The following is a 26306-nucleotide window of genomic DNA, read 5'->3' on the forward strand; positions in this document are numbered from 1 at the left end:
GCCAATAACATGTTTTTTACGGAACTTTATCTCGCATTCTTGTGAACGAATGCGAGCAACTGGCGCGTCGAGCCATCCTTGCCGTCCGCCGCCTGCTCTCCGGTGACCATCGGTCCGAGCGCGGTTGCAAGCTCCTTGCCGAGCTCGACGCCCCACTGGTCGAACGAATTGATGTTCAGGATCACACCCTCGACAAAGACGCGATGCTCGTAGAGCGCCACGATGCGGCCCAGCGTCTCGGGATCGAGCTTGGGATAGACCAGCGTGGTCGAAGGACGGTTGCCCGGGAACACCCGGTGCCGCGCCTGCCGCTCGAGCTCGTCACCCTCGAACTTGCCGGCCACCTTGCAACGCGCCTCGTCGAGATCGCGGCCGCGCATCAGCGCCTCGGACTGAGCGAGGCAGTTGGCGATCAACAGCGAATGGTGATGCGCGAGCCCGGGCTCGTGACCCTGCGCCGCCACCATGAACTCGCACGGCACCACCCGGGTGCCCTGATGGATCAACTGGTAGAAGGCGTGCTGGCCGTTGGTGCCGGGCTCGCCCCAGACCACCGGGCCGGAATTGCAGGCCAGATTGGCGCCGTCCATGCTCACGCCCTTGCCGTTGCTCTCCATCTCGAGCTGCTGGAGATAGGCCGGCAGCCGGCTCAGCCGGTTGTCATAGGGCAGCACCGCGCGCGTCGCGTGGCCCAGCACCTGATTGTGCCACATGCCCACCAGCGCCAGCATCACCGGCATGTTCTGCTCGAGCGGCGCGGTGCGGAAATGGGTGTCCATCTCCATCCCGCCCTTCAGGAAGGCACGGAAATTCGCAGGGCCAACGCCGATCATCAGCGACAGGCCGATCGGCCCCCACATCGAATAGCGCCCGCCGACCCAGTCCTCGAAGCCGAAGACCCGGGATACGGGGATGCCCCACTCGCCAGCAGCCACCTTGTTCGAGGACAGCGCCACGAATTTCCCCTCGGTCGAAACGCCCTTCTCTTCGAGCCAGGCCCAGGCGCTCTTGGCGTTGGTCATGGTCTCGATGGTGGTGAAGGTCTTCGACGCAATGATGAACAGCGTGGTCTCGGGATTGCAAAGCTTGAGCGTGTCCGCAATGTCGGCGCCATCGACGTTCGAGACGAAATGGCAGCGCGGCCCGTCGGCATAGGGCGACAGCGCGATATAACCCATCTTGGGTCCGAGATCCGATCCGCCGATGCCGATATTGACCACGTCGGTGATCTCGGAGCTGCGGATCTCGTCGGCCAGCGCCTCCATGCGCGACAGCGTGTCCAGCACCTCGGGCATCACGTCGGCGCCATCGACCTCAACCGGCGCGCCGTCGAGATTGCGCAGCGCGGTGTGCAGCACGGCGCGGCCCTCGGTCTCGTTGATCTTGGCGCCCGAGAACATGGCATCGCGGCGCTCGGCCAGCCCCGCGCCCTCGGCCACCGCGATCAGCGCAGCGCGGATCTCGGCGTCGATCAAGGTCTTGGAGTAATCGAACAGCATCCCATCATGGCGCACCGAAAAAGTCTCGGCGCGGGCGGCGTCCTGCGCGAACAGCGCATCGATACGGGTCCCGTCGCGCGTCGCGGCGAGGCTCTTGAGGTCATCCCACATGTCAAATCTCACTCTGTTCTAATCGGCAGAAATCTATTCGGCCCAGTGCACGACGGCCTCGTCGAGCACGGCATTGATCGGCGCCTCGAGCGATGCCAGACCACGCGCCTTTTCAAGCACTTCGCGCTTCTCGGCACCATAGATCACGATATGCTTCTTGAGCGCACCGTCGAGCACATGCGCGCTCAGCGTGATGCGCGGCTCGGGCGCGCCCGGCGCCCGCATCGGCAGCAGGATCGGCGCGTCGTTCGACAGTGCTTCCTCGAGCTTGTCTGCCTCGGGAAAGATCGAGGCGGTGTGCATGTCGGCGCCCATGCCCAGCAGCACCACCGCCAGCGGCAGCGCCGGCGCGATGTCGTCCGCCAGCCCGGCCAGCCGCTCTTCGGGGGTGTCGGCCTCGGCATAGAGTGGCAGCAGGCGCGCGGCGCTCGCGCGGTTGGTCAGCAGCCGCTCGCGCAGAAGCCGGGTGTTGGAGCGCTCGGAGCTTTCCGGCACCCAGCGCTCGTCGGTCAGCATCACGTCGACCCGCGCCCAGTCGAGATCGGCGGCGCAGAGCGCGTCGAAGACCGGCCCCGGCGAGGTGCCGCCGGGAACCGCCAGCGCGGCGCGCTCCTGATGGCTCAGCGCGGCACGCAGCTCTCCGGCGATCTGGTTGGCGAGGTCCATCGCCAGCATCTCGCGGTCTGGGTATTCCTTGAATTCGTAGGTCATGACTTGATCCCGCGCCAGCGGCGCCCGTCGCGATTGATGAGGAAGGCGGCATCATCCGGCCCTGCGCTACCGGCGTCATAGGGCTTGGGCGAGTCGCCACGGCGCTCCCAGCCCTCGATCAGCGGATCGGTCCAGGACCAGGCGGCCTCGACCTCGTCGCCGCGCATGAACAGCGTCTGGTTGCCGCGGATCACGTCCATGATCAGACGCTCGTATGCGTCGGTGACCTCCTCGGCCTCCGGCCCCAAAGCCTCGGCGAAGGACATGTCGAGCGGCACGTCGACAAGCCGCATGCCGCCCGGCCCCGGCTCCTTGATGGTGACGCCCAGCGTCATGCCCTCGTTGGGTTGCAGGCGGATCGACAGCACGTTGCGATGGCGGCCGCTATCGATGCCGAAGATCGAGTGCGGCGTCTCCTTGAAGACCACCGCGATCTCGGAGGCCCGCGACGACAGGCGCTTGCCGGTGCGCAGGTAGAACGGCGTGTTGGCCCACCGCCAGTTCGACACGTAGCACTTCAGCGCGATGAAGCTCTCGGTCTTCGAGGTGGGATTCTCGGCGTCCTCGCGGTAGGACGGCATCTCGCCGTCCGAGGTATACTGCCCGCGCACGATCTGGTCGGGATCGACGGGATCGAGCGCCCGGATCACCTTGAGCTTCTCGTCGCGCACCGCGTCGGCCTCGAACCGCGCCGGCGGCTCCATCGCGATCAAGCACAAAAGCTGCATCAGGTGGTTCTGCACCATGTCGCGCATCGCACCCGACTTGTCATAGTAGGAGCCGCGCCCGCCGACGCCCACGGTCTCGGCCACGGTGATCTGGATGTGGTCGACATACTGGGCGTTCCACAGCGGCTCGAACAGCATGTTGCCGAAGCGCACCGCCATCAGGTTCTGCACCGTCTCCTTTCCGAGATAGTGGTCGATGCGGTAGATCTGATCCTCGTGGAAATACTGCGCCAGCTCCTCGTTCAGAGCACGGGCGCTTTCCAGATCATGACCGAAGGGTTTCTCGACGACGATGCGGGTGTCGCGGTTCGACAGGCCACGGTTGCGCACCTGACCGGCAAGATCGGCGAACAGGCTCGGCCCGACCGAGAAGTAATAGGCGCGCACGACGTTCTCATCGTCGCGCAGCAGGTCCTTGAGCGCGCTCCAGCCGCCCTCGCCCTTGGCATCGACCGGCACATAATGCAGATGCGCGAGGAACCCCTCGATGGCCTCGGCATTGTCGGCCTGTGACTTGCCGAACTCGACCAGCGCCTCGCGGATGAAATCGCGGTATGCGGCATCGTCCATCTCGGAGCGCGCCGCGCCGATCACGCGGCTGCTCTCGGGCATCTGGCCGGAGCAGTAGCGCCGGAACAGCGCCGGCAGAATCTTGCGGCGGGCAAGATCACCGGTGCCCCCGAAAATGATGAGATCAAAAGGCTCGACGGGAATGACGCGGGAAACCATTTCGGGTGTGTCTCCGATTCTTTGCATTGCTGATCGTTAGCGCTAACCGCGCTCACTCCCTATCCCAATATGCGCTGCGAGTCTAACACCGCATTGGGTAACAGCAACGTTGATGGGACAAATTTTCTGCACGGCAGCGAATTGCCTGCGAAAGCGCTTGGTCCTTGAACGCAGGAGGCCCTCGTGCGACCTGTCTTGCGAAATCGAACCGAGGACGAGCATGCCCCAGAAAATCATCATCGACACCGATCCCGGGCAGGACGACGCGGTTGCCATCCTGCTGGCGCTGGCCTCGCCGGAGGAGCTCGAGGTGCTGGGCATCACCGCTGTCGCCGGAAACGTTCCGCTCGAGCTGACCGCGAAGAACGCGCGCATCGTCTGCGAACTGGCGGACCGGCCCGACATCAAGGTGTTCGCCGGCTGCGACCGGCCCTTGGCGCATGATCTTGTCACCGCCGAGCATGTCCACGGAAAGACCGGGCTCGACGGCCCCGATCTGCCGGATCCGATCATGCCGCTGCAGGAACAGCACGGTGTCGACTTCATCATCGAGACGCTGCGCGCCGAGCCCGAGGGCACGGTCACGCTCTGCCCGCTCGGGCCGCTCACCAACATCGCCACCGCCTTCCAGCGCGCCCCCGAGATCGCCGCGCGGGTGAAGGAGATCGTGCTGATGGGCGGCGCCTATTTCGAGGTCGGCAACATCACACCGGCGGCCGAGTTCAACATTTATGTCGATCCCGAAGCGGCCGAACTCGTGTTCCGCTCGGGCGTGCCGATCACCGTGCTGCCGCTCGACGCCACCCACAAGGCTCTTGTCACGCCGCCGCGCAACGAGGCCTTCCGCGCCCTCGGCACCAAGGTTGGCGTGGCCGTGGCCGAGATGACGGATTTCTTCGAGCGCTTCGACCGCGAGAAATACGGCTCCGACGGCGCGCCGCTGCACGACCCCTGCGTGACCGCGTACCTGCTGAACCGGGACCTGTTCTCGGGCCGCTTCATCAATGTCGAGATCGAGACCGTGTCCGAGCTCACCCGCGGCATGACCGTGGCCGACTGGTGGGATGTGACCGACCGCGCCCCCAACGCCACCTTCATCCGCGACATCGACGCGGACGGCTTCTTCACCCTTCTGACGGAACGCTTGGGGCGGCTATGAAATCACTGCATCTGGCTGGCCCGGACGATCTTGCCCGGCTCATGCCGCTGGTCGCGGCCTTCCACGCCGAGCAGGGCTACGGCACCGACGCGCAGCACGTGCAGGCGGCGCTGGTGCCGATCCTCGAGGGCCAGCCGCACGGCGCCATCTGGCTGATCGGCCCGCGCAAGTCGCCGGTGGGCTATGTCGTGGTGAGCTTCGGCTGGAGCATCGAGTTCGGCGGGCTCGACGCCCGCGTCGACGAACTTTACATCCGCCCCGCCGTGCGTCGGCGCGGCATGGGGGGCGAGGCCCTGCACGCACTGTCGAACGGACTGCGCGACAGCGGCGTCGCGGCCCTGCATCTCGAGATCGACCGCGACGACGAACGCCTTCAGGGCTTCTACCGCCGCGCCCGGTTCAAACCGCGCGAGCGCAGCGTGGCGATGACGCGGGTCTTCTGAGCCCGCGCCATCGGCCCGTCACGGCAGAGGGATGAACTCCGCGTCATCCCCCGGCGGCAGATGGAAGCGCCCGTTTTCCCAGTCGCCCCGGCGCCACGCCTCCTTGGCTTCCTCGATGCGCTCCTTCGAGGAGGCGACGAAGTTCCACCAGATATAGCGCGGCCCTTCCAGTGTCTCGCCGCCCAGCAGCATCACCCGCGCGCCGCGCGGGCCTGCCTTCAGCGACACCCGGTCACCGGGGCGGAACACCATCATCTGGCCTGCCTCGAAGGTGGTGCCGGCCTGCTCCACAGACCCGTCGACCACGTAGACGGCACGATCCTCGTGATCGTCGGGCATCGGGATCGCCGCACCGGCCTCGAGCACCGCATCGGCATAGAACATCTCCGACGCGGTCTCGACCGGCGCGTGCTCGCCCCAGGCATCGCCGAGGATCAGCCGGACCGACTTTCCCTCGCCCTCGAGGTATGGCAGCGCGTCGGCGGCAGCGTGCTGGAACAGCGGCGCCCGATCCTCGTGATCCTTGGGCAGCGCCACCCAGGTCTGGATGCCGAAGAACGGCATCGGGTCGACCTGGGTCTCGTCATCGGTACGCTCGGAGTGGGTGATGCCCTGGCCCGCCACCATCCAGTTCACCGCGCCCGGCTCGATCCAGGCATCGGTGCCGAGGCTGTCGCGGTGATGCATCCGACCGCGGAACAGGTAGGAGATCGTCGCCAGCCCGATATGCGGATGCGGCCGCACGTCGAGACCGCGCGTCGGCAGGAACTCCGCCGGCCCCATCTGGTCGAAGAAGATGAAAGGGCCGACCATCTGCCGCTTGGGGGCGGGCAGCGCGCGGCGCACCTCGAAGCCGCCGAGATCGCGGGCCCGCGGGACGATCAGCGTGTCGATGGCGTCGACCTCGTCTCCGGTCGGGCAATGCGGGTCGAGTGCGGGGTTCCAGCTCATGTCGTGTCTCCTCTCGGGGTGATGAGGATAAGATAGCGCGATCCTCGGCGCACGATAGGTCGATATAAGCGCTCTTTATGTGCGAATTCGCGCGGTCAGTTTGAGCGGGCGCGCGCTTGATCGAGGTCTGTCCGGTGGCCGGTGCTGCGCCGTGAGTATTTGGAACGTAGAGAAGATGGGAGTTGCGCGCCGGCTCCGGCGGTGGCCCGGCTTGGCGCCGTTGGGCCGGCGGTGCGTCTGACCGCTGGCGCGCCTGCGGTGAACATCGGTCCATGAGTATTTGCGACGTAGAGAAGATGGGAGCTGCGGTCCGGTCCCGGTGCAAGCGCAGCATGGTGCGGTTGGGCGGACAGCGCGTCTGACCATTTGAGCGCCTCTGGTCGGCGTGGCGCCGTGAGTATTTGGGACGTAGAGAAGATGTGGACGGTGCCCTGCCCAAAGGGCGCGCCGGGTGGCGCGGGAGGATGGGGTCTTTCTTTCCGCGCGCGAGCGGTTATCTCTGGGCCATGACCCTGCACATTCCCTTCGACAACAGCTACGCCCGCCTGCCCGGCGCCTTCTACACCAAGCTCAAGCCCGCCACCGTGGCGCAGCCGACGCTCATCGCCTTCAACGAGGCGCTGGCCGACGAGTTGGGCATCACCGGCGCCGACGACCCGCGCCTCGCGCCGGTCTTTGCCGGCAACGTGCTGCCCGAGGGCGCCGACCCGCTGGCGCAGATCTATGCCGGGCACCAGTTCGGAGGTTTCTCGCCGCAGCTGGGCGACGGGCGCGCGCACCTGCTGGGGGAAGTGGTCGACCAGGGCGGCATCCGGCGCGATATCCAGCTCAAGGGCTCTGGCCCCACGCCCTATTCGCGCCGCGGCGACGGGCGCGCCTGGCTCGGGCCGGTGCTGCGCGAATACGTGGTCAGCGAGGCGATGCACGCGCTCGGCGTGCCCACCACCCGGGCGCTGGCGGCGGTGCGGACCGGAGAGGATATCCTGCGCGAACGCCCCCTGCCCGGCGCCGTGCTGACCCGCGTGGCACAAAGCCATATCCGCGTCGGCACGTTCCAGCTGTTCTCGTCGCGCGGACAATATGACGATCTGCAAACGCTCTACGACTATACCGTCGCCCGCCACTATCCCGGCGTGAAAAGCCCCGACGAATTGCTCGCCAGGGTCTGCGAGCGGCAGGCCGCGCTGGTGGCGCAGTGGCTGAGCCTCGGCTTCATCCACGGTGTGATGAACACCGACAATTGCACGCTCTCGGGCGAGACCATCGACTATGGCCCCTGCGCCTTCATGGACCGCTACGATCCCAACCAGGTGTTCTCTTCGATCGACCGCTACGGGCGCTACGCCTACTCGGCCCAGCCCGACATCATCGTCTGGAACATGGCGCAGCTCGCCACCGCGCTGGTACCGCTGATGCCCGATGCCGATGACGGCGTGAAGGTCTTCACCGAGATCGTGCATGGCATGGCAGACCTGCTGCGCGCCGAGTGGCTCAAGCGCTTCGGCGCCAAGATCGGCCTTGCCGACCCGCAGCCCGGCGATGCGGCGCTGATCGGCGAGCTGCTCGATCTGATGCACAAGGGCCAGGCGGATTTCACCAACACCTTCCGGGCGCTGCTGGAAGATGATGCGCGCGACCAGTTCACCGACCGCGCCGCGTTTGACGGCTGGGAGGCGCGCTGGCGCGAGCGCATCAAGGACGAGCGAGATCCGGAGGGGCTGATGCGGCGCAGCAACCCGGCCTTCATCCCGCGCAACCACCGCGTCGAGCAGATGATCGCCGCCGCGGTCGAGGGCGACGACCGCTATTTCCATCACCTGAATGCGGTGCTGGCGCGCCCCTATGAGGAGCAACCAGAGGCCGAGGAGCTGCGCCACCCGCCGACCGAGGACGAAATCGTTCCGGCCACCTTCTGCGGCACCTGAGGGCGCGGCTCAGCGGCGGTTGATCAGTACGATCCCCGCCGCCACCAGCACCAGCGCGCCAAGGAAGTTCGGCCCCACCGGCTCACCCAGCAGCAGCCAGCCCATGCCAACCGCCAGCACCGGCGACAGGAAGCTGAAGGCGGCCACGTCGGAGGCGCGGTAGCGCTTCATCACGCCCATCCAGAAGGTGAAGCCCACGCCCACCACCACCACGCCCTGGAACAGCACGCCGCCCCAGTGCAGCGCCGTGGGGGCCCGCAGCACGGGGCCGAAGAGCGGCGCCAGCAGCGGCAGGAGCAGCGCCGAGACCGCCACCTGCCACATCAGCTGCGCCTCGGCGCTCAGGCGCTCGGCTTGCCCCAGCCGCACGGTGAGCACGATCCCGGCCCAGAGCAGCGCCGCGATCAGCGCCAGCGCATCGCCGCGCCAATCTCCGGCGCTGCGGCTCTGTGGATCCCACAGTGCCCAGCCGACGCCTGCCATCGCCAGCACGAGCCCAAGCAGTCGGCCGCGGGTCAGCCGCTCTCCCGGCAGCCAGAGATGCGCCGCCAGCGCCAGCCAGACCGGCATCGAGTAGAACACGATCGAGCCGCGCGACACGGTGGTGTAGTCGAGCGCGGTGAACAGCGCCACGAACTCGGCCGAGAACAGCAGCCCGAGCAGCAGCCCGCCCGCCTTGGCCTGCACCATCCCCGAGAGCGCGCCGGGGCGGCGCCAGGCGATCCAGAGCCCCAGCACAAGCACCCCGATGGCCGAGCGCAGCCCGGCCGACAGCACCGGCGAAATGCCGTCATTGGTGAGTTTCACGACGACCTGGTTGAACGCGAGCAGCGTCGAGAACCCGATCAGTCCCGCCGCGCCGGCGAGATCCATGGACTTGCGAAGTGTCATGCCACGGCTGAACACCGAACCGCGCGGGGCGTCAAGCAGATGCCCGCCCGGGTTGGCCGCCCGGGAAGCGCGCGTTTTTCCTTCCCCGCCGCGGGGGCTTTCTGCCAAGGTGAGGCCAACAGAGACAATTCCGGGAGGAGGAAACCATGTCACTGATGGGAACGCTGGCGAAGCTCGCCATCGGCTATGCCGCGGCGCGCGGCGTCGACAAGCTGTCCGGAGGGGCCGGTCTCGGCGCGCTGCTTGGTGGCGGGGCGCAGGTCAAGGGCAGCGAGCCCGGCACCGATCTACAGGCGCAGATGGGCAAGATGTGGTCCGGCGATGCCGCCACGCCGTTGCAGGAGATGATGGCCAAGTTCCAGGAGACCGGCGCCGCCAATCCGCTGCAGGAGATGATGAGCAAGATGCAGGAAGGCGGCTTCGGCGCGATGTTCGGCGCGGCGGGCCTTGCGCCCTTGGACGCGGGCAGCCCAAAGGGCGGGCTGCTCTCGGCGCTCTCGGGTGAAGGCGGTGCCGGGCTGCCGGCAATGTTCGCGGCAGCCGGCGGGGCCGCCGCGATGAGCGGCAAGGGGGTGGGCGCGATGCTCGATCAGGTCAGCACCGCCGGCACCCCGCCCGAGGCCGAGCAGGCCGCCGGGCTGATGCTGCGCGCGATGATCCAGGCGGCGAAATCCGACGGCGGCATCGACAAGGCGGAACAGGCCAAGATCCTCGAGACAGTCGGCGAGGATGCCTCTGCCGAGGACCTCGCCTTCGTGAAGACCCAGCTTTCGGCACCGGTCGATCCCGAAACGCTCGCTGCCGAGACCCCGGAGGCACAGAAGGCGCAGGTCTATGCCGCCTCGCTGATGACCATCCGGGTCGATACCGATGCCGAGGCCGAGTATCTCGACCGGCTGGCCAAGGCGATGGGGCTTTCGGAGCTGGTGGTCAACCAGCTGCACATGCAGATGGGATTGCAGCCGCTCTATTCCTGAGCCACTCTGCCCGCAGAGTTCCGCCCCGTCCGGCGTCCGCCGGGCGGGGTTGGTTTTTGCCTATGCCGAGGAGATCCCCATGCCGCGCTCGTCCCGCTATGGTATCGCGCTCGCCGCCTTCGGCGCGCTCGTGCTGACGCCGGACGCGCTGTTCATGCGGATCTCGGGGCTCGACGGCTGGCAGATGCTGGCCTGGCGCGGCTTTGGCGTCGGCGCGATGTTCTGGCTGGCATGGCTCATCCTTGCCCGGCGCGAGGCGCCGTTGCATCGTCTGCTGCGCCCGGCCGGGCTGGTGCTGATCGTGGCGCAATATTTCAACGCACTGCTGTTCCCGATGGCCATCGCCGCCGCCCCGGTGGCAGTGGTGCTGCTCGCGGTCGCAACGGTGCCGGTCTGGGCGGCGCTGTTGTCGTGGCTGGCGCTCGGGGAGCCCACAAGCCGTGCCACATGGGCCACCATCGTTGCCGTGCTGGCGGGCATCGGCATCGCGGTCTCTGGCCATGGCGATCTGGCACTGAACCGGGCCGCGCTCACCGGCGCGCTCTGCGGCCTCGGCGTGGCGCTGAGCCTTGCCACCACCTTCGTCAGCCTGCGCCGCGCGCCTGAGCTGCCACTGCTGCCTGCGCTTGGCACCGGGGCGCTGCTCGCCGGGCTCACGGGCCTGCTCGTGGCCGGGCCCGGGCGCATCACGGACGGCAATGTCGCGGCGATCCTCGTCACCGCGCTGCTGATCCTGCCGGCCTCGTTCTTCTCCCTGTCGCAGGCCTCGCGCTACACCCAGGCCGCCAATGTCAGCCTACTGATGCTGCTCGAGACCGTGCTGGGGCCACTCTGGGTGTGGATCGGGCTTGGCGAGGCGCCGACGGCGCGGATGCTTGCAGGCGGCGCCATCGTGCTGGCAAGCCTCGCGCTCTATATCCTGCTGCCGCAGCGCCGGGCCGCGCCCGAAGCTGCCTGAGCCGCAGCGCGGGACGCCGCCCTCGTTGAAGCGGCAGCCCGAGTCTCAGTCGAGCTGAATGTTGACGCGGCGGTTCTGCCGGCCCTTGTTCTCGATCTTGCCGATGCGGATGCGCCCGATCTCGCCGGTGCGCGCCACGTGGGTGCCACCGCAAGGCTGCAGGTCGATCTGCTCCTCGCCCGTGCCGATGCGCACCAGCCGCACCGCGCCCTGCCCGCGCGGAGGCTGCACGGTCATGGTCCTGACCAGCGCCGGGTTGGCGTCGAGCACAGCCTCCTCGACCCAGTCGGCGCTGATCGCCAGATCCTGCTCGACAAAGCCGTTGAGCATCTCCTCGAGCGCCTCGCGACTGTCGGGAAGATCGGGGGTCGCGAAATCGAGCCGCCCGTGTCCGGCGCTGATATTGCCGCCGGTGACAGGCAGTGGCACCACGACAGACAGCAGGTGCAGCGCGCTGTGCACGCGCATGTGCCGGTGCCGCCGCTCCCAGTCGAGGCGCTGGCTCACGACGGTGCCGGGTGCAGGCAGCGGCAGCGGCTCGGCGGGCACGAGGATCACCGCGTCGCGCTCGCCCTGAACCGCCGTGGCGATGCTCAGGCTGCGCCCATGCCAGTCGAGCCGTCCGCTGTCTCCCGGCTGGCCACCGCCCCTGGGAAAGAACACCGTCCGATCGAGCACGATGCCGCCTTCTTGCGTGTGCGCACGCACCACGCCGGTGGCATCGCGAAGATAGGCATCCTCGCGAAACAGCGCCTTCGTCATCGGCCGCCGTCTCCGCCTTCTCCGCCGCCCTCGCCGCCGCCACCGTCGCCATCGGCATCGCCGTCGCGTCCTGCGGGCACGATGCCCGAGTGGGACGACTGCTCCGCCGCCGCGCGGTCATGCGCCACCTTGTCCTCCGCCGTCGAACCGGCCTCGGGCGCGCGCGGCGCGGAGGTGCCCCGGTCCGGGTACAGGACCTCGGGGTTGCGCAGCCAGACATCGCGCTGCGCAAACGGGATCTCGATGCCTTCTTCGGCAAAGCGCTGCGCGATCTCGTGGTGGAAGTCGGAGGTCACGATCAGCATCTGACCGACATCGCGGATGATCGCGCGGATCACGAAATTCAGCGAGTCCGCACCGAACTCTTCGAAGGTGACCATCGGCTCCGGGTTGAGCAGGACGAGGTCGTGCTGGCGCACGATGCGCAGCAGGATGTCCTGAACCTTGCGGGTGTCGCTGCCATAGGCCACGCCCACGGTCATCACCACCCGGCCGATGATGTTGCCGCGCGTGTAGTTGGTCACCGTGCCCGAGACGAAATCCGAGTTCGGGACGATCAGGTCGGTGCGGTCGAAGGTCTCGATACGGGTCGAGCGCACAGAGATGTCCTTGACGATGCCGTGGTTGCCGTTGACCTCGATCCAGTCGCCCTCGGAGATCGGGCGTTCAATCAGCAAGATAATGCCCGAGACGAAGTTCGACACGATGGTCTGCAGGCCGAAACCGATCCCGACCGACAGTGCACCAGCGACGATGGCCAGCGAGGACAGGTCGAGACCGGCAGCCGTCACCGCGATCAGCGCCGCCACGAAGACGCCGAGATACCCCAGCCCCGCGACCAGCGCGTTCTGGCCCCCGACATCGATCCTGGTCTTCGGCAGAATGGTGCTGCGCAACCCGCTCTGCATCATGCGGGTGACCGTGTAGCCGATCGCGAAGACGATCGCGAATGTGAGGAAATCGCTTGGTGAAATCCGCGTTTCGCCGATCTGAACGCCTTCCTTGAAGCGTGTCCAGAGCTCGGTCAGGTCGGCCACGCGAGCGCCCCAGATCAGCGCCAGCACCGGCAGCTGCAGAACCATCAGCAGGAAGCCTGCCAGAACCGGGATGAGGCTGTCCGAGGCCTGCGGGTCGCGCCCGGTGACCAGTTCGTAAAGATCGTTCACGAACCGCTGCAGCACCAGCACCAGGGCCAGCACCGCGAGGGTCCGGATGGTCGGATAGATCAGCCCCTGACCGACCGCGTCATAGCCGATCCCGGACATGATCGGCGCGATGATTGCGACGAAGATGGTAATCCGCCCGATGCCGCGGGCGATGCGCAGGCGGAAGGTCGAGCCCTCGAGCAGCGTGCCGTCGGAATCCGTCTCGTCGTTGAGGGTGGTCAGGATATGCCCGAGCCGCCACAGCATCAGCGCGCAGAGCAGCAGCACAGGATAGTCGAGCACCACCTGCACCTCGTCGGGATAAGAGAAGATGGCGCCGATGGTCTCCCCGGCCGAGCGCAGCACCAGCAGGATCGCCAGCAGGTTGGCATAATAGCGCGCCTCGACGCGCTGCTTGGGCGGCAGCGGCAGCGTGGCGATGTCGTCGTTGCGGTTGAAACTCTGATCGGCGAGCCAGCGCACGATCAGCAGCGCGGCGCCCCAGACCGGAATCATCTCGAGCACGCGCTGCAGGTTCACGCCGGCGAAGCTGGTGGTTCGCACGGCGGCGACCAGCATCACCAGCCCCAGGAAGGGCAGGATGATGCGGATGATCGAGGCGATGAAGCTCCACACCCCCGAGCCGCGCCGGGTCGTGGAGCGCAGCCACTCGATGAACTTGTCGACCCAGACCGGCCCGCGCGCCACCAGCAGCAGCGCCAGCAGCAGCAGCAGAGCGATGACCGGCGGGTTGCGCCAGGCCTCCGAGCGCTTGACGTCCGACAGGATGCCTTCGCGCAGCTCCCCGACCAGGCTCTGCCCCGACTGCATCAGCGCCGCGGCCGTCTCGGACCAGAGCGCCGGGTTGAGCGGAGAGGGCCCCAGAGACAGCAGCGCATTGGCCTGCCGGGTCCGCACGATGCCGTCGATCTCGCGGATCAGCCCGTCGGCCTGGGTATGGGCCTCCTGCGCCCGTCGCGCCGGAGCCTGCAGGCGTTGCAGTTCGTCATTGAGCTGGCTGCGCCGCAGGGCGATCGACTCGGGCTCGCTCTCGCCCTCAGCCGGTGGCGGCCCCAGCGCGTCGAGCTGCGATTGCAGCGTCTGGATGCGGCTCGCGTTGGTGCTTTCGGCCTGCAGGAAGGTGTCGCGCCAGCCCGCAAGGGTGCTGCGCAACTCCTCGAAGGCCTCGGTCGAGGCCCGCTCGCTGGCGACGGCCTCCTCGGCGCGGCTGGCGACTTCGCTCCAGCTCTCGTAATCGGTGCCCTCTTCCTGCGCACCGGCCAGCCCTGCGCTCAGCGCGAGGACCAGCCAGAGCGCCGCGACGCGAAGCCAGCGCAACATCGGGATCACCCGTCCTCGAAGACACCGGGAATCGAGGCCGGCGCGCGATCAAGCCACGACGGCACCGGCAGACCCTTGCCTTTCAGGAAGTCCGGGTTGAACAGCTTCGACTGGTAGCGGTTGCCGAAGTCGCACAGCACGGTGACGATGGTGTGGCCCGGGCCGAGCTCTTTCGCCATCTTGATCGCACCGGCGACGTTCACGCCCGACGAACCGCCAAGGCAGAGGCCTTCTTCGGCCAGCATGTCATAGACCACCGGCAGCGCCTCCTCGTCGGGAACGCGACAGGTGAAATCGGGGGTGAAGCCCTCGAGATTGGCGGTGATGCGGCCCTGACCGATGCCCTCGGTGATCGAGTCGCCGGGGTTCTCCTGCCCGGTATAGATCTTGTAGAGCCCGGCGCCCGCCGGATCGGCGAGGCCGATCTTCACGCCCTTGGGCTGCAGCGCCTGCGCCACGCCCGCGAGTGTCCCGCCCGAGCCCACGGCGCAAATGAAGCCGTCGACCTTGCCGCCGGTCTGTTCCCAGATCTCGGGGCCGGTGGTTTCGATATGGGCCTGCCGGTTGGCGACGTTGTCGAACTGGTTGGCCCAGATCGCACCGTGCTCGGCTGTGCGCGCCATCTCCTCGGCCAGACGGCCCGAGTAGCGCACGTAGTTGTTGGGATTCTTGTAGGGCGCCGCGGGCACCTGCACGAGCTCGGCGCCGGCAAGACGGATCATGTCCTTCTTTTCCTGCGACTGGGTCTCGGGAATCACGATCACCGTGCGGAAGCCCATCGAGGCGCCGACCAGCGCCAGCCCGATGCCGGTGTTGCCGGCAGTGCCCTCGACGATGGTGCCGCCGGGCTCGAGAAGGCCCTTCTCGACCGCGTCACGGATGATGTAGAGCGCCGCGCGGTCCTTGACCGACTGGCCGGGGTTGGCGAATTCCGCCTTGCCCAGAATGGTGCAGCCGGTCATCTCGCTGGCTTTGCGCAGCTTGATGAGCGGCGTGTGTCCGATCAGATGCGCAAGATCCTGTGCAACCCGCATGGGCGCCTCCCCTTTGTCTCGGTCTGGGGGACAGGTGTAGGGCGCGCCCCCGGGGAACTCAAGCGCTCGAACGCAACTCCTCACGATGACGTGCCAGCCAGTAGAGCATCATTGCCAACGGGCCGACATTGACCTCGCCGCTGTCGCAGAGCGCGAGCGCCTCGTCGAACGGAATCACATGATTGCGGATGTCTTCGTGCTCCTCTTCGAGCCCGCCCATGCCGTTGTCGGCCTCCGAGAGCGCGCAGAGCCCGAGGAAGCAATGGTAGAACTCGGTGCTGTAGCCCGGCGCGGCATAGACCTTCATCATCGGGCGCAGCTCGCGGATGTCGAGCCCGGCTTCCTCCTGCGCCTCGCGCAGCGCGCAGGCCTCGGGGCTCTCGCCGGCGTCGACCAGCCCGGCGGCCGGTTCGAGCACGGTCAACTGCGGATCCCCGCGGAACAGAGGGCCGTAGCGGAGCTGCTCGATCAGCATCACCCGGTCGGTCGCCGGATCGTAGGGCAGCACCAGCGCCGCATCATAGGCCACGAAGCACTCGCGCGAGAAGGTCTCGGTCATGCTGCCGTCAAAGCGCTGGTGGCGCAATTCGAAGGCGCGGGTGCGAAAGAAGCCCTCGAAGCCCGCGTGGTCCTGCACGATCTCTACGATCTCGCGGCCGCGCCCCGAGCGCAGCTCGTGCGGGGCGCCACCCCGCGCAAGGATCTGGGCCCAGGCGCGCGCCGCCAGGAACGGCCGCCGCCCGGCGATCTCGGCAGAACTCGCGCGCCCGTATTGCCGCATGATCTCGCGCGCCGTGCGCCTTGCCAGTTCGCCCCAGTCCGCCGCCCATTCCGAGAGGTGGAAGAGCGGACCGCACTCCTGCGGCGGGCAGGCGCTGGACGCGACCAGCACCGGCAGGCGCGCACCTGTTCCGGTCAGCGCCTCGCGCTCCTGCAGCCCCTCGCCGAACCCGCCCGAGAAGAACGCCAGCCGTGCCATGTCCTCGTCGGAAAGCCCCTGAAGCAACAGCCCCTCGGCTGCGGTGCCCGGCGCGATGCAAAGCGCGGCTTCGGGCACGCCCTTGGTCTTGGCGTAGTAGACCGACAGGTCGGGCAGCATGGCCGGCACGGCTTGTGCGTCGCGGCCAAGGATTTCGGCCAGCACGGGCCTGTGGCACAGGGTGCCGTAGACGAACAGATCGGGCACGGGGGCTCCTTCAGCGCCAGTGGCGCGAGGCGGTCTCGGAAAGTACGGCGGTCACCAGAGCGCCGATGATGAGCATCATGAAAAATCCGGTGTTGAGCAGGCGCTCGCCGTAGACGATCGCGATCTCGAACACCCCGGCAGCGGCCTCCATGGCGCCGTCGTAGCGCCGGCGCAGGGCAAGGTCCCACATCTGCTTGAGCGAGTAGAGCATCAGGCACCAGAACACGAGCGCGGCCGCGCCGGTGATGCAATGCGAGATCGCGGCGGACATCCCGCGCCCGGCGCGAGGCCCGATGATGATCCAGCCGCAGAGGAACCCGATGGCGGTGTTGATATAGCTGAAGACGCCGAAGTTCTGCACCTCGTCGAAGAGGCCCTTGGCGTATTCCGAGGTGAAATAGGCGGCCCCCGCCATGCACAGGGCGGCGATCAGGCGGGCAGCTGTAAACATCGGCGCGGGCCTTTCATCCGGTCAACCTAGGGATTGGCCGCAAGATAAGCCACGCCCCGGCCCGGCTGGCAAGCCGAAGCCCGGGCTTTCCCGGATGCAAGGAACCCGATGTGTCGAAATCGAGACAACCGGCGAGCCGGGCCCGAGCTCAGAAATCCCGGTTCTGATAGGCATCGAGCGCCGCCTTGCGCCCGTCCTCGGCGCTCACGATCGGCTCGGGATAGGCGTCGTCCGGCGTCATCGCCCAGCTCTCGGGGATGGCGTCGAAATAGCTCAGCGCGGTCTTCGGCGGATTGCTCTGCCCCTCGGCGATCCAGCGGGCCACATAGACCTTGTCGGGGTCGAATTTCTCGCGCTGGGTGATCGGATTGAAGACCCGGAAATATGGCGTCGCATCCGGGCCGCTGCCGGCGCTCCACTGCCAGCCAAGCGCGTTCGAGGCCGGATCCCAGTCGATCAGGCAGTCCTCGAACCAGTCCATGCCGATCTTCCAGTGGCACATCAGGTGCTTGGTGAGGTAGCTCGCGACGATCATCCGGGCGCGGTTGTGCATGCGGCCCGTTACGTACATCTCGCGCAGCGCCGCATCGACGAAGGGAATGCCGGTGCGCGCGCGCTTCCACGCGATCACCTCCTTGCGGCGTTCGTCCTCGTTCCACGGAAAGGCCGCCCATTCCTCGCGCCAGTTGCTCTCGGCCAGATGCGGCGTGTGCCATAGGAGGTGGTAGGCGAATTCGCGCCAGACCAGCTCCTTGGCCCAGGTTTCGGCGCCCTCCTTGCCCGCGTCCTTGGCCCGCATCGCCGCGTGCCAGCACTGCGCCGGGCTGATCTCACCAAGCGCGAGGTTCTCCGACAGGGTCGAGCAACCATCCTCGGCCACGAGGTTCCGGCCCTTGTCATAGTCTGCGATCTTGCCGGAGGTGAACGCGCCCAGCCGTGCCTGCGCCGCCCGCTCGCCAAGCTGCACGTATGGCTCCACCACCGCCGCACCGCGCCGCATCGCATCGCCCAGCCCCCAATCCTCGAGGGCATCGCTCTCTGGCCAGCTCTCCGGCGCGGCCAGCTTCGATGGCGCGGGCAGAGGCTCGGGCACATCCCGGTCGCAGACCGCGCGCCAGAAGGGCGTGTAGACCTTGTAGAAGCCGCCCTGCTTGGTCTCGACCGTCCACGGCTCGAAGAGCAGGTGGCCGGCAAAACTCCGGGCGTCGATCTCGCGATCCTTGAGCGCCGACTTGACCGCGGTGTCGCGCTCCACCGAGGCCGGATCATAGGCGCGTTGCCACCAGACCGCACCGGCGCCGGTCTCGTCGATCAGCGCGTCGAGCACCTCGCGCGCGGGCCCTGCCCTCAGGATCAGCCGACTGCCCTTCTCGGCCAGCGCCTCGCCAAAGCAACCGAGCCCGAGCCCGAGCCGCCATTTCGGCGCCGCGCCCAGCTGGTCGACCGTGTGGTCGCGTATGAACACCGGGATCACCGGGCGGCCGGACTTGCCCGCCTCGTGCAGGGTGGCGTGATCGCTCAACCGCAGGTCGCGGCGGATCCAGACGATGATGGGGCTCGTGTCGCTCATTCTGTCCTCGTGTGGTTCCGCGAGGGAGATAGCGCCCCGCGCCACGGGTCAACCGCATTGCCACTCGGCGCGGCGGCTTTACAGCTCCCGATCAAGCGCGGCGATCAGCTGGTCAACCTCCTCGGGCGAGGTGTAGTGCGTGAAGGACAGCCGCAGCACCCCGTCGTCGGGGTCGATGCCCATCGCCTGAAGCGGCCGCACGGCGTAGAAATTGCTCCCCCCGGCCATCACCTTGTGGTTCGCCAACCGCCGCGCGACCGGCTCCGCCGGCCCCTGCAGGGCCACGGCCACCGTCGGCGCGCGGTTCTCGGCGCTCTTGGGACCGAGCAGCCGGACAGAATTTCGCGACCCGAGGAAATCCAGCAAGGGCTGCATGAGCTGCACCTCGTGGGCATGCATCAGCCCGGCCACAGCACCCGGTGCGACGCCCTGATGTGCCGCCAGCGCCTCGACATAATCGACCATGCCGGCGCAAGCGGCGACCTGAGCGTGATCGGGCCCCGCAGGGGTGAACTTCTTGTACAGCGTGTCGCCGTTGAAGAAATGGGCCTGGTTCGGCAGCGCCTCGGCCAGCGCGCGACGCATGACCATGATCCCCTGGTGCGGACCGAAGGTCTTGTAAGCCGAGAACAGATAGATGTCGCAGCCCAGCTCGCCCACATCCGGAAACCCGTGCGGCGCAAAACTCACGCCGTCGACGCAGGCAAAGGCCCCGGCGGCATGGGCCAGCGCGGTGATCTCGGCCACCGGGTTGATCTCGCCCACCACGTTGGAACAGTGCGGGAAGCAAACCAGCCGGACCTTCTCGTCGAGGAGCTTTTCCAGCGCCGCCGGATCGAGATGCCCGGTCTCGGGATCGATCTTCCATTCGCGGATCTCGATGCCCTCCTCGGCCAGTCGCCGCCACGGACCGGAATTGGCCTCGTGGTCCTGGTTGGTCACCACGATGGCTTCGCCCGGCTGCATGAATTTGCGGAACGCCTGCGCCAGCACATAGGTGTTCTGGGTGGTCGAGGGGCCGAAGCTCAGCTCTTCCGTTTCCACACCCAGAAGCGCGGCAAGACGCATGCGCGCCTCGTCCATCTCGGCACCGGCGGCCTCGGAGGCCGGGAATGGCGCGTAGGGCTGCACCTTGCGCTGGTGGTAGAACCGCGTGAGCCTGTCGATCACCGGCTGGCACGTGTAGGAGCCCCCGGCATTCTCGAAGAAGGCCCAGCCCTCGAGCGACGGCTCGGCAAAGGCGGGAAACTGCCCGCGCACGAACTCCAGATCCAGCATGATCGCGACTCCCGTAATTTGTGCTGCAACAAACCGGCTGCGAGACGGAGCGTCAAGGCGATGCGGAGGGTGTGGTTGGCGGGAAACTGCGATCGCTCCGAGGCAATGCAACGTCTGGATGTAGGGGAGGTTTGGCAGAGACCCGCTAAGGCGACTGGTGCCTGGGAAGCGAACGATCTTGGCAGGTTCGACCTTGGTCAGGCACGCTTCAGACAGTCTCGTTCTGGGCTCCTGGCCCGCGCGGAATTGGGGCCGACGGTCGCCAAGTTTCTCCCCCCCGAAATGAAAAACGCGGGCCCGAAGGCCCGCGTTCTCATCGTCTCGGGATCGCCCCGGACAATCAGGTGTTGCGGCGCTCTGCCGTCAGGCCGCGCCAGATCGCCCAGCACATGATCAGTAGCACGATGGTGAACGGGAGACCCGTCGAGATCACCATGGATTGCAGCGAGGACAGACCGCCCGCCGAGAGCAGCAGCACGATGGCCACGGCGCCCTCGAAGACGCACCAGAACACACGCTGAGGCACCGGCGCATCGACCTTGCCGCCCGCAGTGATCGTGTCGATCACCAGCGAACCGGAGTCCGACGAAGTCACGAAGAACACGATCACCAGCACGATGCCGATCAGCGACGTGATCGACGCCAGCGGCATCACGTCGAGCATCTTGAAGAGCTTGACGGGAAGGTCCGCGTCCTGCGCAGCGGTGTAGCCGTCGTTGAGCACCTGCTGGATGGCATTGCCACCGAAGACGCTCATCCACAGCACGCAGACGAGGCTCGGGATCAGCAGCACGCAGACGATGAACTCACGCACGGTGCGGCCACGGCTGACGCGGGCGATGAACATGCCCACGAACGGCGACCAGGAGATCCACCACGCCCAGTAGAACGAGGTCCAGCCCTGCATGAAGTTGACGTCTTCACGACCGACCGGGTTCGACAGCGCCGGCAGATACTGCAGGTAGGCGCCGAGATAGTCCACGAAGCCGGTCAGCAGCGCGATGGTGTGGCCCGTCAGCAGAACGAAGACCAGCAGCAGGAAGGCCAGGCCCATGTTGATCTCGGAGAGTACCTTCACGCCGCCGTCGAGGCCGCGCAGCACCGAGACCAGCGCCACGGCGGTGATCGCCGAGATCAGGATGACCTCGGTGGTGGAGCTCACCGGGATGCCGAAGAGTTCGTTCAGACCGGCATTGGCCTGCGTCGCGCCGAAGCCCAGCGAGGTGGCAAGACCGAACAGCGTGGCGAACACCGCCAGCACGTCGATGATGTGCCCCGGCCAGCCCCAGACGCGCTCGCCGAGGATCGGGTAGAAGGCCGAACGGATGGTGAGCGGAAGGCCCTTGTTGTAGGAGAACAGCGCCAGCGCCAGCGCCACCACCGCGTAGATCGCCCACGGGTGCAGGCCCCAGTGGAAGATCGTGGCGGCAAAGGCGAGCCGGGTCGCGGCCTCCTCGTTGCCCTCTGCACCGCCAAGCGGTGCCCAGTCGGTCCGAACGCCGTTCTCGCCCATGGCGACGCCGCCGATGGAGGAGGAGAAGTGGCTCATCGGCTCGGACACGCCGTAGAACATCAGGCCGATGCCCATGCCCGCGGCGAACAGCATCGCGAACCAGCCGGCATAGGTGTAATCCGGCGTCGCATCCGCACCGCCAAGCCGCACCGAGCCCACAGGGGTCACGATGAGCAGCAGGCAGAAGATCACGAAGATGTTCGCCGCGCCGAGGAAGAACCAGTCAAAGCCCTTGGTCACGCTGTCGAAGAGCCAGCTGAACACCGATCCCGCCTGCTCGGGCAGCGCCAGCGTGTAGAACACGAAGACGATGACGGCGAGGCCGGAGATGGCGAAGACGGGGTTGTGGATGTCGAGGCCGAACGGCCCGATCTGTTTCTCGATATTGTCCTGACCGATGACGTAATCGGTCTCGATGATATCCGCGCTGCCTTCTGGCGCGGGGATACCCTGGTCGTCGCTCGTGTCACTCATGGCACGAAACTCCCTCTTGTTGTTGTTGTCCGGTCTCCTGCCTGCGCCGTCAGCGCACCAGCATCACCGAGATCTTGGCTTCTGTGGCAATGCTGCCGCCATTCGCGGGCCACCAGTGGTCGGCGATATTCGGGATATGGCTCGCCATCACCACGAGATCGGCATTCACCTCGCCCACGGCCTTGAGCAGCGTGGGGTCGAGATCGATGCTCGGATCGTGGCTGGCATAGGCCTTGGCCTCGGTGGAGATGCCGCGCAGCGCGGCCTGGTCGGCGGCGAAGGCGGAGAGCTTCTCGGCATATTCCTTCGGCGTGTGGGCGATCGCCGACGGCTGTTCCGTCGTCACGCCGACGTAAATCACCGTCGCGCCGTAATGCGCGGCAAGGTCGGCGGCGCAAAGCAGCGCCTTCTCGAGCCGTTCGGCATGGGTCAGGTCGACCGGCACCATGATGCGTTCGAACACGTGTCCCTCCTGTGTCCAGGTTACCCGGGTTGATCCCGGCTTTTCGGCCGCCGCCCGCCCTCGCAAGGGGCGCGAAAGCGCGGCGCCGGCCCGTGATTACGGCGATGTGGCAAGACATCGCCGATGACGCAGGGTAGCGCACCTAACGGCTAAGGCAAAAAGGGACAAGGCGCATAAATGTCCAAAAGCGACATTTATTCGCAAATGCGACCTGTAGTGCTCCCGTTTCGGTTGATCATCCCGCCATGTCGACAACGACTCGGCCCTTGACCTGGCCTTCGAGGATGTCGGCACCAAGCTGCGGCAGATCCTCGAGCGTCGCCGGCACCACCATCGCGTCGAGCTTGTCCATCGGCAGATCCCGCGCCACCCGGCGCCAGGCCCGCAGGCGGTTGTCGAAGGGCTGCATCACGCTGTCGATGCCCAGAAGGTTTACCCCCCGCAGCAGGAACGGGATCACCGTGGCCGGCAGCTGCGCGCCGCCCGCCAGCCCCACCGCCGCGACCGAGCCGCCATAGCTGATCTGGCCCAGCACGCGCGCCAGCATCGCCCCGCCCACCGCATCGACGCAGCCGGCCCAGCTTTCGCTCTCCAGCGGGCGCTTCACGGTCTCCGCCAGTTCCGCGCGTGGCACGATCCGCGCCGCCCCGAGCCCGCGCAGGTAATCCTCCTGCTCGGGCCGCCCGGTGACCGCCGCCACCTCGTAGCCCAGATGCGCCAACACCGCCGTCGCCACCGAGCCCACGCCGCCCGCGGCGCCGGTTACCAGCACCGGCCCCTTGGCCGGGCTCACACCGTGATCCTCGAGCGCCATGACCGCCAACATCGCGGTGAATCCGGCGGTTCCCACCGCCATTGCCGCGCGAGTGTCGAGCCCCTCGGGCAGCGGCACCAGCCAATCGGCCTTGACCCGCGCCTTCTGCGCGTAGCCGCCCCAATGCGCTTCGCCGACGCGCCAGCCGGTCAGCACGACCTTGTCGCCGGGCTTGTAGCGCGCGTCCTCCGAGCGCTCGACCGTACCGGCGAAGTCGATCCCCGGTACGTGCGGGTAAGTCCGCACCAGCCCGCCGCCCGGCCCGATGCAGAGCCCGTCCTTGTAGTTCAGCGTGGAATACTTCACCGCCACGGTGACCTCTCCCTCGGGCAGATCCTCCAGCCCGATCTCGCGCACCGCCGCGGAGGTCTTGCCGCTCTCCGCGTCCTTCTCGACCACAAGCGCCTTGAACATCTCGTCTCTCCTCTCCGCCTGCACCCCGGCAGGCTCCTTCTCTGGTTCTCAAATACCTCGGGGTGAATGCCGCCCATCGGGCGGCAGAGGGGCAGCGCCCCTCCCTGCCCCGACGCTCACAACCAAGGCCCCTCGCCCGGCATGAAGGCGAGATCGCTGACCCAGCCCTCTCCTCCGGCGGCCGTCGCCATCGCGTGCACCTGCCCGCGATGATGGGTCTGGTGGTTGAACATATGCGCCAGGCACTGGCCCAGCGGCCTGACCTGCACGCGCCCCGTGGCACCGGAAGACCAGCGCAGATCGCCGGTGAGATCCAGTGCGCTCAGTCGCTCGGCCCAGAGCAGGATCCGCGCATCGGCGCGGAACCGCTCGGCCCCCCAGACCGCAAGCGTCGGCACCAGCGTGGTGCTGTCGTCGATGCCCGCATCAGGCTTCGGCCAGTCCGCGAAGCGGCTCATCCACATGGCATCGGCCCAAAGCAGGTGGTTCACCGTGGCAAAGATAGAACCGAAGAACGCGCCCCGGTCGCGGCGCAGCTCGGCCTCGGGCAACGCCTCGAGCGCCGCCTTCATCTGGCGGTTCTGCCATGCATTGTAGCGCGCCATGCTCAGCACGTAATCCGGGGACAGCATCGCAGCCGGCTCCTTCTTTCGGCGCACCAAGCGCCACAAGGGCGACTCGGCGCTGGACAGCCAATTGTCTGACAATTAAACAGCCCCTCATGTCGCCTGCAAGCACCCCGAAGACCGATCGCTCCACCGAGATCGCCAGCGCCCTGCGCGATGCCATCGTCGCAGGCAGATTGCTGGTCGGAGACCGGCTGCCCTCCGAGGCCGAGCTCGCCGAGCAATACGGCGTGTCGCGCCCGACGGTGCGCGAGGCGCTGAAGCGGCTTGCCGCGCAGTCGCTGATCCGCACCCAGCGCGGTGCCACCGGCGGCGCCTTCGTCAACCACCTCTCCTACGAGGCGGCGCATGGCCAGCAGATCACCACCTCGACACTGCTGCTGTCGATGAACGCCATCGCCTTCGAGACCGCCTGCGAGGCCCGCTTCGCCATGGAGCGCGCCTGCGCGCCGCTGGCCTGTGCGCGGCGCGAGGCGGCGCATCTCGCGACCATGCGCGCCGAGCTTGCCAGCCAGTCAGACGCCCGGCTCAGCGATGAAGCGTTCTGCGCCTCCGACGTGGCCTTCCACCGGGCTCTGGTCGATGCTGCCGCCAACCCGGTGCTGTCCTATCAGCTCGCCGGGGCGGTCGAGGCGATGCAGCCGCTGATGAACATGATCACCTTCACCGCCCGCGACCGCGCCCGCATCGTGGCGCTGCACGCGGCGGTGGCGGATGCGCTCGAGGCGCAGGACGCGGCCGCCTGCGACGCAGCACTCACGGCGCTCGAGCGTTACACCATCGATCTGGCCGGCGCGGTCATGGCGCGGCGCGCGGCGAAGGCGGCGGCGCGGCCCGGCTCCTGAGCCAGAGGTTCAGACGCCATGTCCCCCACGCCAGAGGGATCGCGGTGAGGCCCGCGATGACGTAGGCCAGCGGCTCGTCCCAGAAACTCTCGAAAAGCTGCGTGTAGGCGTGGATCGCGGCGAAGGTCAGCGCCGCGTTGAACAGGCCGCGCTGGTTTCGGATACCCGCCCAGACCATAATCGCGATCAGCGCCAGCGCCCAGAGCACCGTGAACACATGGTGCGAGATCACCAGCGTCGACGCCCGGAAGCCCTCGCGCAGCGCGATGAACTCTTCGTAGGACATCTCGCCAAAGCGATAGCGCCCCGGTCCCCAGATGTGCTCGCCCACCACGTCCCCCCAGAGCGAGCCCACCAGAGCGCAGAGATTGGCGACCACGAAGGCCAGCACCATCAGCACCCGCGCGTGCCGCGCGCCCCGATCGTTGCTGCGGGCCGCCAGCGCGAGGCAGCACGAGATCAGCAGACCCATCTGCAGGATCGAGAGCGTCGGCTCGGGCGAATAGAACACGTAGGCCGCATGAAAATAAAAGGTCGAGGTATCGAGCATCTGCGCAAAAGGCACGATGGCCAGCGCCGTCACCAGTCGCAGATCGATGCGCCAGCCGCCCCAGGCCAGGATCCCCGCGGTGTAGAGGTAGTAGAGCGAAATCGGCAGGCCCGAGACCTCGTTGCGGCCCATCAGATAGGCCAACCCGCCAAGATGCAGCGCCAACCCCATCAGCAGGATCGCGGCAGTGGAGAAGCGCGCCGCCTCGCCCGCCCGGCGCAGCGCCAGCGTCGCCGGCACGGCAATCGCCGCCCCCGCCAGCGCCATCGGCCCGCCGGCCATCTCGGGATATTTGTCGAGCAGTTCCACTGCGCCGCCGCCAAGCAGCATGCCCGCCCCGATCAGCGTCGCGGCATTGCCGAACATGCGCAGCATCGCGCCGCCCCGGAACAGCACCAGCAGGCCGCAGAGCAGCGTGAGCGAGCCGCCGATCGCCACCGCGAGCGGGCTCGCGAGCCAGAGGATCAGCCCGCCGGTGGCGGCCAGGATGCCGAAGACCAGCACCGCGTTCACCGCCAGCCCGATCATCGCCTCGCGCGCCCGGGCCTCGATCTCGCCAGCCTGTGCCGGGGTGATGATCCCGTCTGTCACCAGACGCTCCGTATCCGCGACCGCGTGCATCATCCTGTCCTTCGCAATCTGTCCTGCGCGCAGATAACGGGATTTCGGACGCGGCCCGCAAGCCCCGCAAGCGCCCGAGTCCGGCCTTGCGGGCGGACCGGCACATGAGACGCAACGTCATGTCGGGTCTCTCGACG

At 67.4% G+C, this 26306-nt stretch carries 23 protein-coding genes; 6 read left to right on the plus strand and 17 right to left on the minus strand.

Annotated features, from left to right (window positions below; translation table 11 throughout):
* Nucleotides 1-26 precede the first annotated feature (26 nt).
* From pgi to zwf, 3 genes are read right to left on the minus strand one after another with little or no spacing between them, the layout of a single operon-like run.
* The gene (gene pgi, locus JF542_RS03690) at nt 27-1610 is read right to left on the minus strand and encodes a glucose-6-phosphate isomerase (protein WP_207074779.1); all 1584 of its coding nucleotides are present in this window, start codon (nt 1608-1610) and stop codon (nt 27-29) included.
* A gap of 33 nt (nt 1611-1643) precedes the next feature.
* A complete protein-coding gene (gene pgl, locus JF542_RS03695) occupies nt 1644-2321 on the minus strand; it encodes a 6-phosphogluconolactonase (RefSeq protein ID WP_207074780.1) in 678 nt (225 codons plus the stop codon).
* The gene (gene zwf / locus JF542_RS03700; RefSeq protein ID WP_007800614.1) at nt 2318-3778 is read right to left on the minus strand and encodes a glucose-6-phosphate dehydrogenase; all 1461 of its coding nucleotides are present in this window, start codon (nt 3776-3778) and stop codon (nt 2318-2320) included. The genes pgl and zwf overlap by 4 nt, the downstream gene beginning before the upstream one ends.
* Before the next feature lie 220 nt (nt 3779-3998).
* On the opposite strand from zwf, the gene JF542_RS03705 reads away from it, so the two are divergent.
* Together JF542_RS03705 and JF542_RS03710 are read left to right on the plus strand one after the other, a co-directional pair.
* A complete protein-coding gene (locus tag JF542_RS03705; protein WP_207074781.1) occupies nt 3999-4937 on the plus strand; it encodes a nucleoside hydrolase in 939 nt (312 codons plus the stop codon).
* Nucleotides 4934-5380 (plus strand): GNAT family N-acetyltransferase, encoded by a 447-nt coding sequence (locus tag JF542_RS03710; protein ID WP_207074782.1) that lies wholly within the window; start codon nt 4934-4936, stop codon nt 5378-5380. The genes JF542_RS03705 and JF542_RS03710 overlap by 4 nt, the downstream gene beginning before the upstream one ends.
* Nucleotides 5381-5398: 18 nt before the next feature.
* Here the strand turns inward: JF542_RS03710 and JF542_RS03715 are convergent, their stop codons facing one another.
* Nucleotides 5399-6331, minus strand: a complete 933-nt coding sequence (locus JF542_RS03715) for a pirin family protein (RefSeq protein WP_207074783.1) — start codon at nt 6329-6331, stop codon at nt 5399-5401.
* A 506-nt stretch (nt 6332-6837) separates the two neighbouring features.
* Here JF542_RS03715 and JF542_RS03720 point away from each other — a divergent pair.
* Nucleotides 6838-8256 (plus strand): protein adenylyltransferase SelO, encoded by a 1419-nt coding sequence (locus tag JF542_RS03720; protein ID WP_207074784.1) that lies wholly within the window; start codon nt 6838-6840, stop codon nt 8254-8256.
* Nucleotides 8257-8265: 9 nt separating this feature from the next.
* Here the strand turns inward: JF542_RS03720 and JF542_RS03725 are convergent, their stop codons facing one another.
* Nucleotides 8266-9147 (minus strand): DMT family transporter, encoded by an 882-nt coding sequence (locus tag JF542_RS03725; protein WP_207074785.1) that lies wholly within the window; start codon nt 9145-9147, stop codon nt 8266-8268.
* A gap of 146 nt (nt 9148-9293) precedes the next feature.
* On the opposite strand from JF542_RS03725, the gene JF542_RS03730 reads away from it, so the two are divergent.
* Both JF542_RS03730 and JF542_RS03735 read left to right on the plus strand, forming a co-directional pair.
* Nucleotides 9294-10124, plus strand: coding sequence for a DUF533 domain-containing protein (locus JF542_RS03730; RefSeq protein WP_207074786.1), 831 nt, complete (start codon nt 9294-9296; stop codon nt 10122-10124).
* Between the two features lie 79 nt (nt 10125-10203).
* Nucleotides 10204-11082, plus strand: a complete 879-nt coding sequence (locus tag JF542_RS03735; protein WP_207074787.1) for a DMT family transporter — start codon at nt 10204-10206, stop codon at nt 11080-11082.
* 45 nt (nt 11083-11127) lie between these two features.
* Here JF542_RS03735 and JF542_RS03740 read toward each other — a convergent pair whose 3' ends face one another.
* The 11 genes from JF542_RS03740 to JF542_RS03790 form a co-directional block, all read right to left on the minus strand.
* Entirely contained in the window at nt 11128-11844 is a 717-nt protein-coding gene (locus JF542_RS03740; RefSeq protein ID WP_207074788.1) for an alanyl-tRNA editing protein, read from the minus strand.
* Nucleotides 11841-14330 carry a DUF3772 domain-containing protein gene (locus tag JF542_RS03745; protein WP_207074789.1) on the minus strand — a complete coding sequence of 830 codons (2490 nt, stop codon included), beginning with the start codon at nt 14328-14330 and terminating at the stop codon, nt 11841-11843. The genes JF542_RS03740 and JF542_RS03745 overlap by 4 nt, the downstream gene beginning before the upstream one ends.
* A 5-nt stretch (nt 14331-14335) precedes the next feature.
* Nucleotides 14336-15364 (minus strand): cysteine synthase A, encoded by a 1029-nt coding sequence (locus tag JF542_RS03750; protein WP_007800634.1) that lies wholly within the window; start codon nt 15362-15364, stop codon nt 14336-14338.
* A gap of 58 nt (nt 15365-15422) precedes the next feature.
* Nucleotides 15423-16550, minus strand: a complete 1128-nt coding sequence (locus JF542_RS03755) for an NUDIX domain-containing protein (RefSeq protein WP_207074790.1) — start codon at nt 16548-16550, stop codon at nt 15423-15425.
* 10 nt (nt 16551-16560) lie between these two features.
* Nucleotides 16561-17001: a TrgA family protein gene (locus JF542_RS03760; protein ID WP_207074791.1), complete on the minus strand. Its 441-nt coding sequence runs from the start codon at nt 16999-17001 to the stop codon at nt 16561-16563.
* 148 nt (nt 17002-17149) lie between these two features.
* Nucleotides 17150-18571 carry a cryptochrome/photolyase family protein gene (locus JF542_RS03765; RefSeq protein ID WP_207074792.1) on the minus strand — a complete coding sequence of 474 codons (1422 nt, stop codon included), beginning with the start codon at nt 18569-18571 and terminating at the stop codon, nt 17150-17152.
* Nucleotides 18572-18649: 78 nt separating this feature from the next.
* Nucleotides 18650-19849 (minus strand): aminotransferase class V-fold PLP-dependent enzyme, encoded by a 1200-nt coding sequence (locus tag JF542_RS03770; RefSeq protein ID WP_207074793.1) that lies wholly within the window; start codon nt 19847-19849, stop codon nt 18650-18652.
* A 340-nt stretch (nt 19850-20189) separates the two neighbouring features.
* Complete coding sequence (locus tag JF542_RS03775; protein WP_007800645.1) at nt 20190-21836, minus strand: BCCT family transporter; 1647 nt, start codon at nt 21834-21836, stop codon at nt 20190-20192.
* Nucleotides 21837-21885: 49 nt separating this feature from the next.
* Complete coding sequence (locus JF542_RS03780; protein ID WP_007800648.1) at nt 21886-22299, minus strand: universal stress protein; 414 nt, start codon at nt 22297-22299, stop codon at nt 21886-21888.
* 235 nt (nt 22300-22534) lie between these two features.
* Nucleotides 22535-23527, minus strand: coding sequence for an acryloyl-CoA reductase (gene acuI, locus JF542_RS03785; protein WP_207074794.1), 993 nt, complete (start codon nt 23525-23527; stop codon nt 22535-22537).
* A gap of 116 nt (nt 23528-23643) precedes the next feature.
* On the minus strand, nt 23644-24159 hold the full coding sequence (locus tag JF542_RS03790) for a DinB family protein (protein WP_207074795.1): 516 nt from the start codon (nt 24157-24159) through the stop codon (nt 23644-23646).
* 89 nt (nt 24160-24248) lie between these two features.
* On the opposite strand from JF542_RS03790, the gene JF542_RS03795 reads away from it, so the two are divergent.
* Nucleotides 24249-24998 (plus strand): FadR/GntR family transcriptional regulator, encoded by a 750-nt coding sequence (locus JF542_RS03795; RefSeq protein ID WP_207074796.1) that lies wholly within the window; start codon nt 24249-24251, stop codon nt 24996-24998.
* Here the strand turns inward: JF542_RS03795 and JF542_RS03800 are convergent.
* Complete coding sequence (locus tag JF542_RS03800; protein ID WP_340689137.1) at nt 24952-26139, minus strand: hypothetical protein; 1188 nt, start codon at nt 26137-26139, stop codon at nt 24952-24954. The two genes, JF542_RS03795 and JF542_RS03800, sit on opposite strands and share 47 nt — an antisense overlap.
* Between the last annotated feature and the right edge of the window lie 167 nt (nt 26140-26306).

The organism is Salipiger bermudensis, assembly GCF_017309175.1.
Taxonomy (GTDB): Bacteria; Pseudomonadota; Alphaproteobacteria; order Rhodobacterales; family Rhodobacteraceae; genus Salipiger; species Salipiger bermudensis.

Coding starts and splice junctions, on each gene's coding strand:
- JF542_RS03745 (WP_207074789.1), bottom strand. CDS start 14,330: ATGTTGCGCTGGCTTCGCGTCGCGGCGCTCTGGCTGGTCCTCGCGCTG.
- JF542_RS03760 (WP_207074791.1), bottom strand. CDS start 17,001: ATGTTTACAGCTGCCCGCCTGATCGCCGCCCTGTGCATGGCGGGGGCC.
- JF542_RS03720 (WP_207074784.1), top strand. CDS start 6,838: ATGACCCTGCACATTCCCTTCGACAACAGCTACGCCCGCCTGCCCGGC.
- acuI (WP_207074794.1), bottom strand. CDS start 23,527: ATGTTCAAGGCGCTTGTGGTCGAGAAGGACGCGGAGAGCGGCAAGACC.
- JF542_RS03765 (WP_207074792.1), bottom strand. CDS start 18,571: ATGAGCGACACGAGCCCCATCATCGTCTGGATCCGCCGCGACCTGCGG.
- JF542_RS03770 (WP_207074793.1), bottom strand. CDS start 19,849: ATGCTGGATCTGGAGTTCGTGCGCGGGCAGTTTCCCGCCTTTGCCGAG.
- JF542_RS03740 (WP_207074788.1), bottom strand. CDS start 11,844: ATGACGAAGGCGCTGTTTCGCGAGGATGCCTATCTTCGCGATGCCACC.
- JF542_RS03750 (WP_007800634.1), bottom strand. CDS start 15,364: ATGCGGGTTGCACAGGATCTTGCGCATCTGATCGGACACACGCCGCTC.
- JF542_RS03790 (WP_207074795.1), bottom strand. CDS start 24,159: ATGCTGTCCCCGGATTACGTGCTGAGCATGGCGCGCTACAATGCATGG.
- JF542_RS03730 (WP_207074786.1), top strand. CDS start 9,294: ATGTCACTGATGGGAACGCTGGCGAAGCTCGCCATCGGCTATGCCGCG.
- pgl (WP_207074780.1), bottom strand. CDS start 2,321: ATGACCTACGAATTCAAGGAATACCCAGACCGCGAGATGCTGGCGATG.
- zwf (WP_007800614.1), bottom strand. CDS start 3,778: ATGGTTTCCCGCGTCATTCCCGTCGAGCCTTTTGATCTCATCATTTTC.
- JF542_RS03795 (WP_207074796.1), top strand. CDS start 24,249: ATGTCGCCTGCAAGCACCCCGAAGACCGATCGCTCCACCGAGATCGCC.
- JF542_RS03715 (WP_207074783.1), bottom strand. CDS start 6,331: ATGAGCTGGAACCCCGCACTCGACCCGCATTGCCCGACCGGAGACGAG.
- JF542_RS03725 (WP_207074785.1), bottom strand. CDS start 9,147: ATGACACTTCGCAAGTCCATGGATCTCGCCGGCGCGGCGGGACTGATC.
- pgi (WP_207074779.1), bottom strand. CDS start 1,610: ATGTGGGATGACCTCAAGAGCCTCGCCGCGACGCGCGACGGGACCCGT.
- JF542_RS03775 (WP_007800645.1), bottom strand. CDS start 21,836: ATGAGTGACACGAGCGACGACCAGGGTATCCCCGCGCCAGAAGGCAGC.
- JF542_RS03705 (WP_207074781.1), top strand. CDS start 3,999: ATGCCCCAGAAAATCATCATCGACACCGATCCCGGGCAGGACGACGCG.
- JF542_RS03735 (WP_207074787.1), top strand. CDS start 10,204: ATGCCGCGCTCGTCCCGCTATGGTATCGCGCTCGCCGCCTTCGGCGCG.
- JF542_RS03710 (WP_207074782.1), top strand. CDS start 4,934: ATGAAATCACTGCATCTGGCTGGCCCGGACGATCTTGCCCGGCTCATG.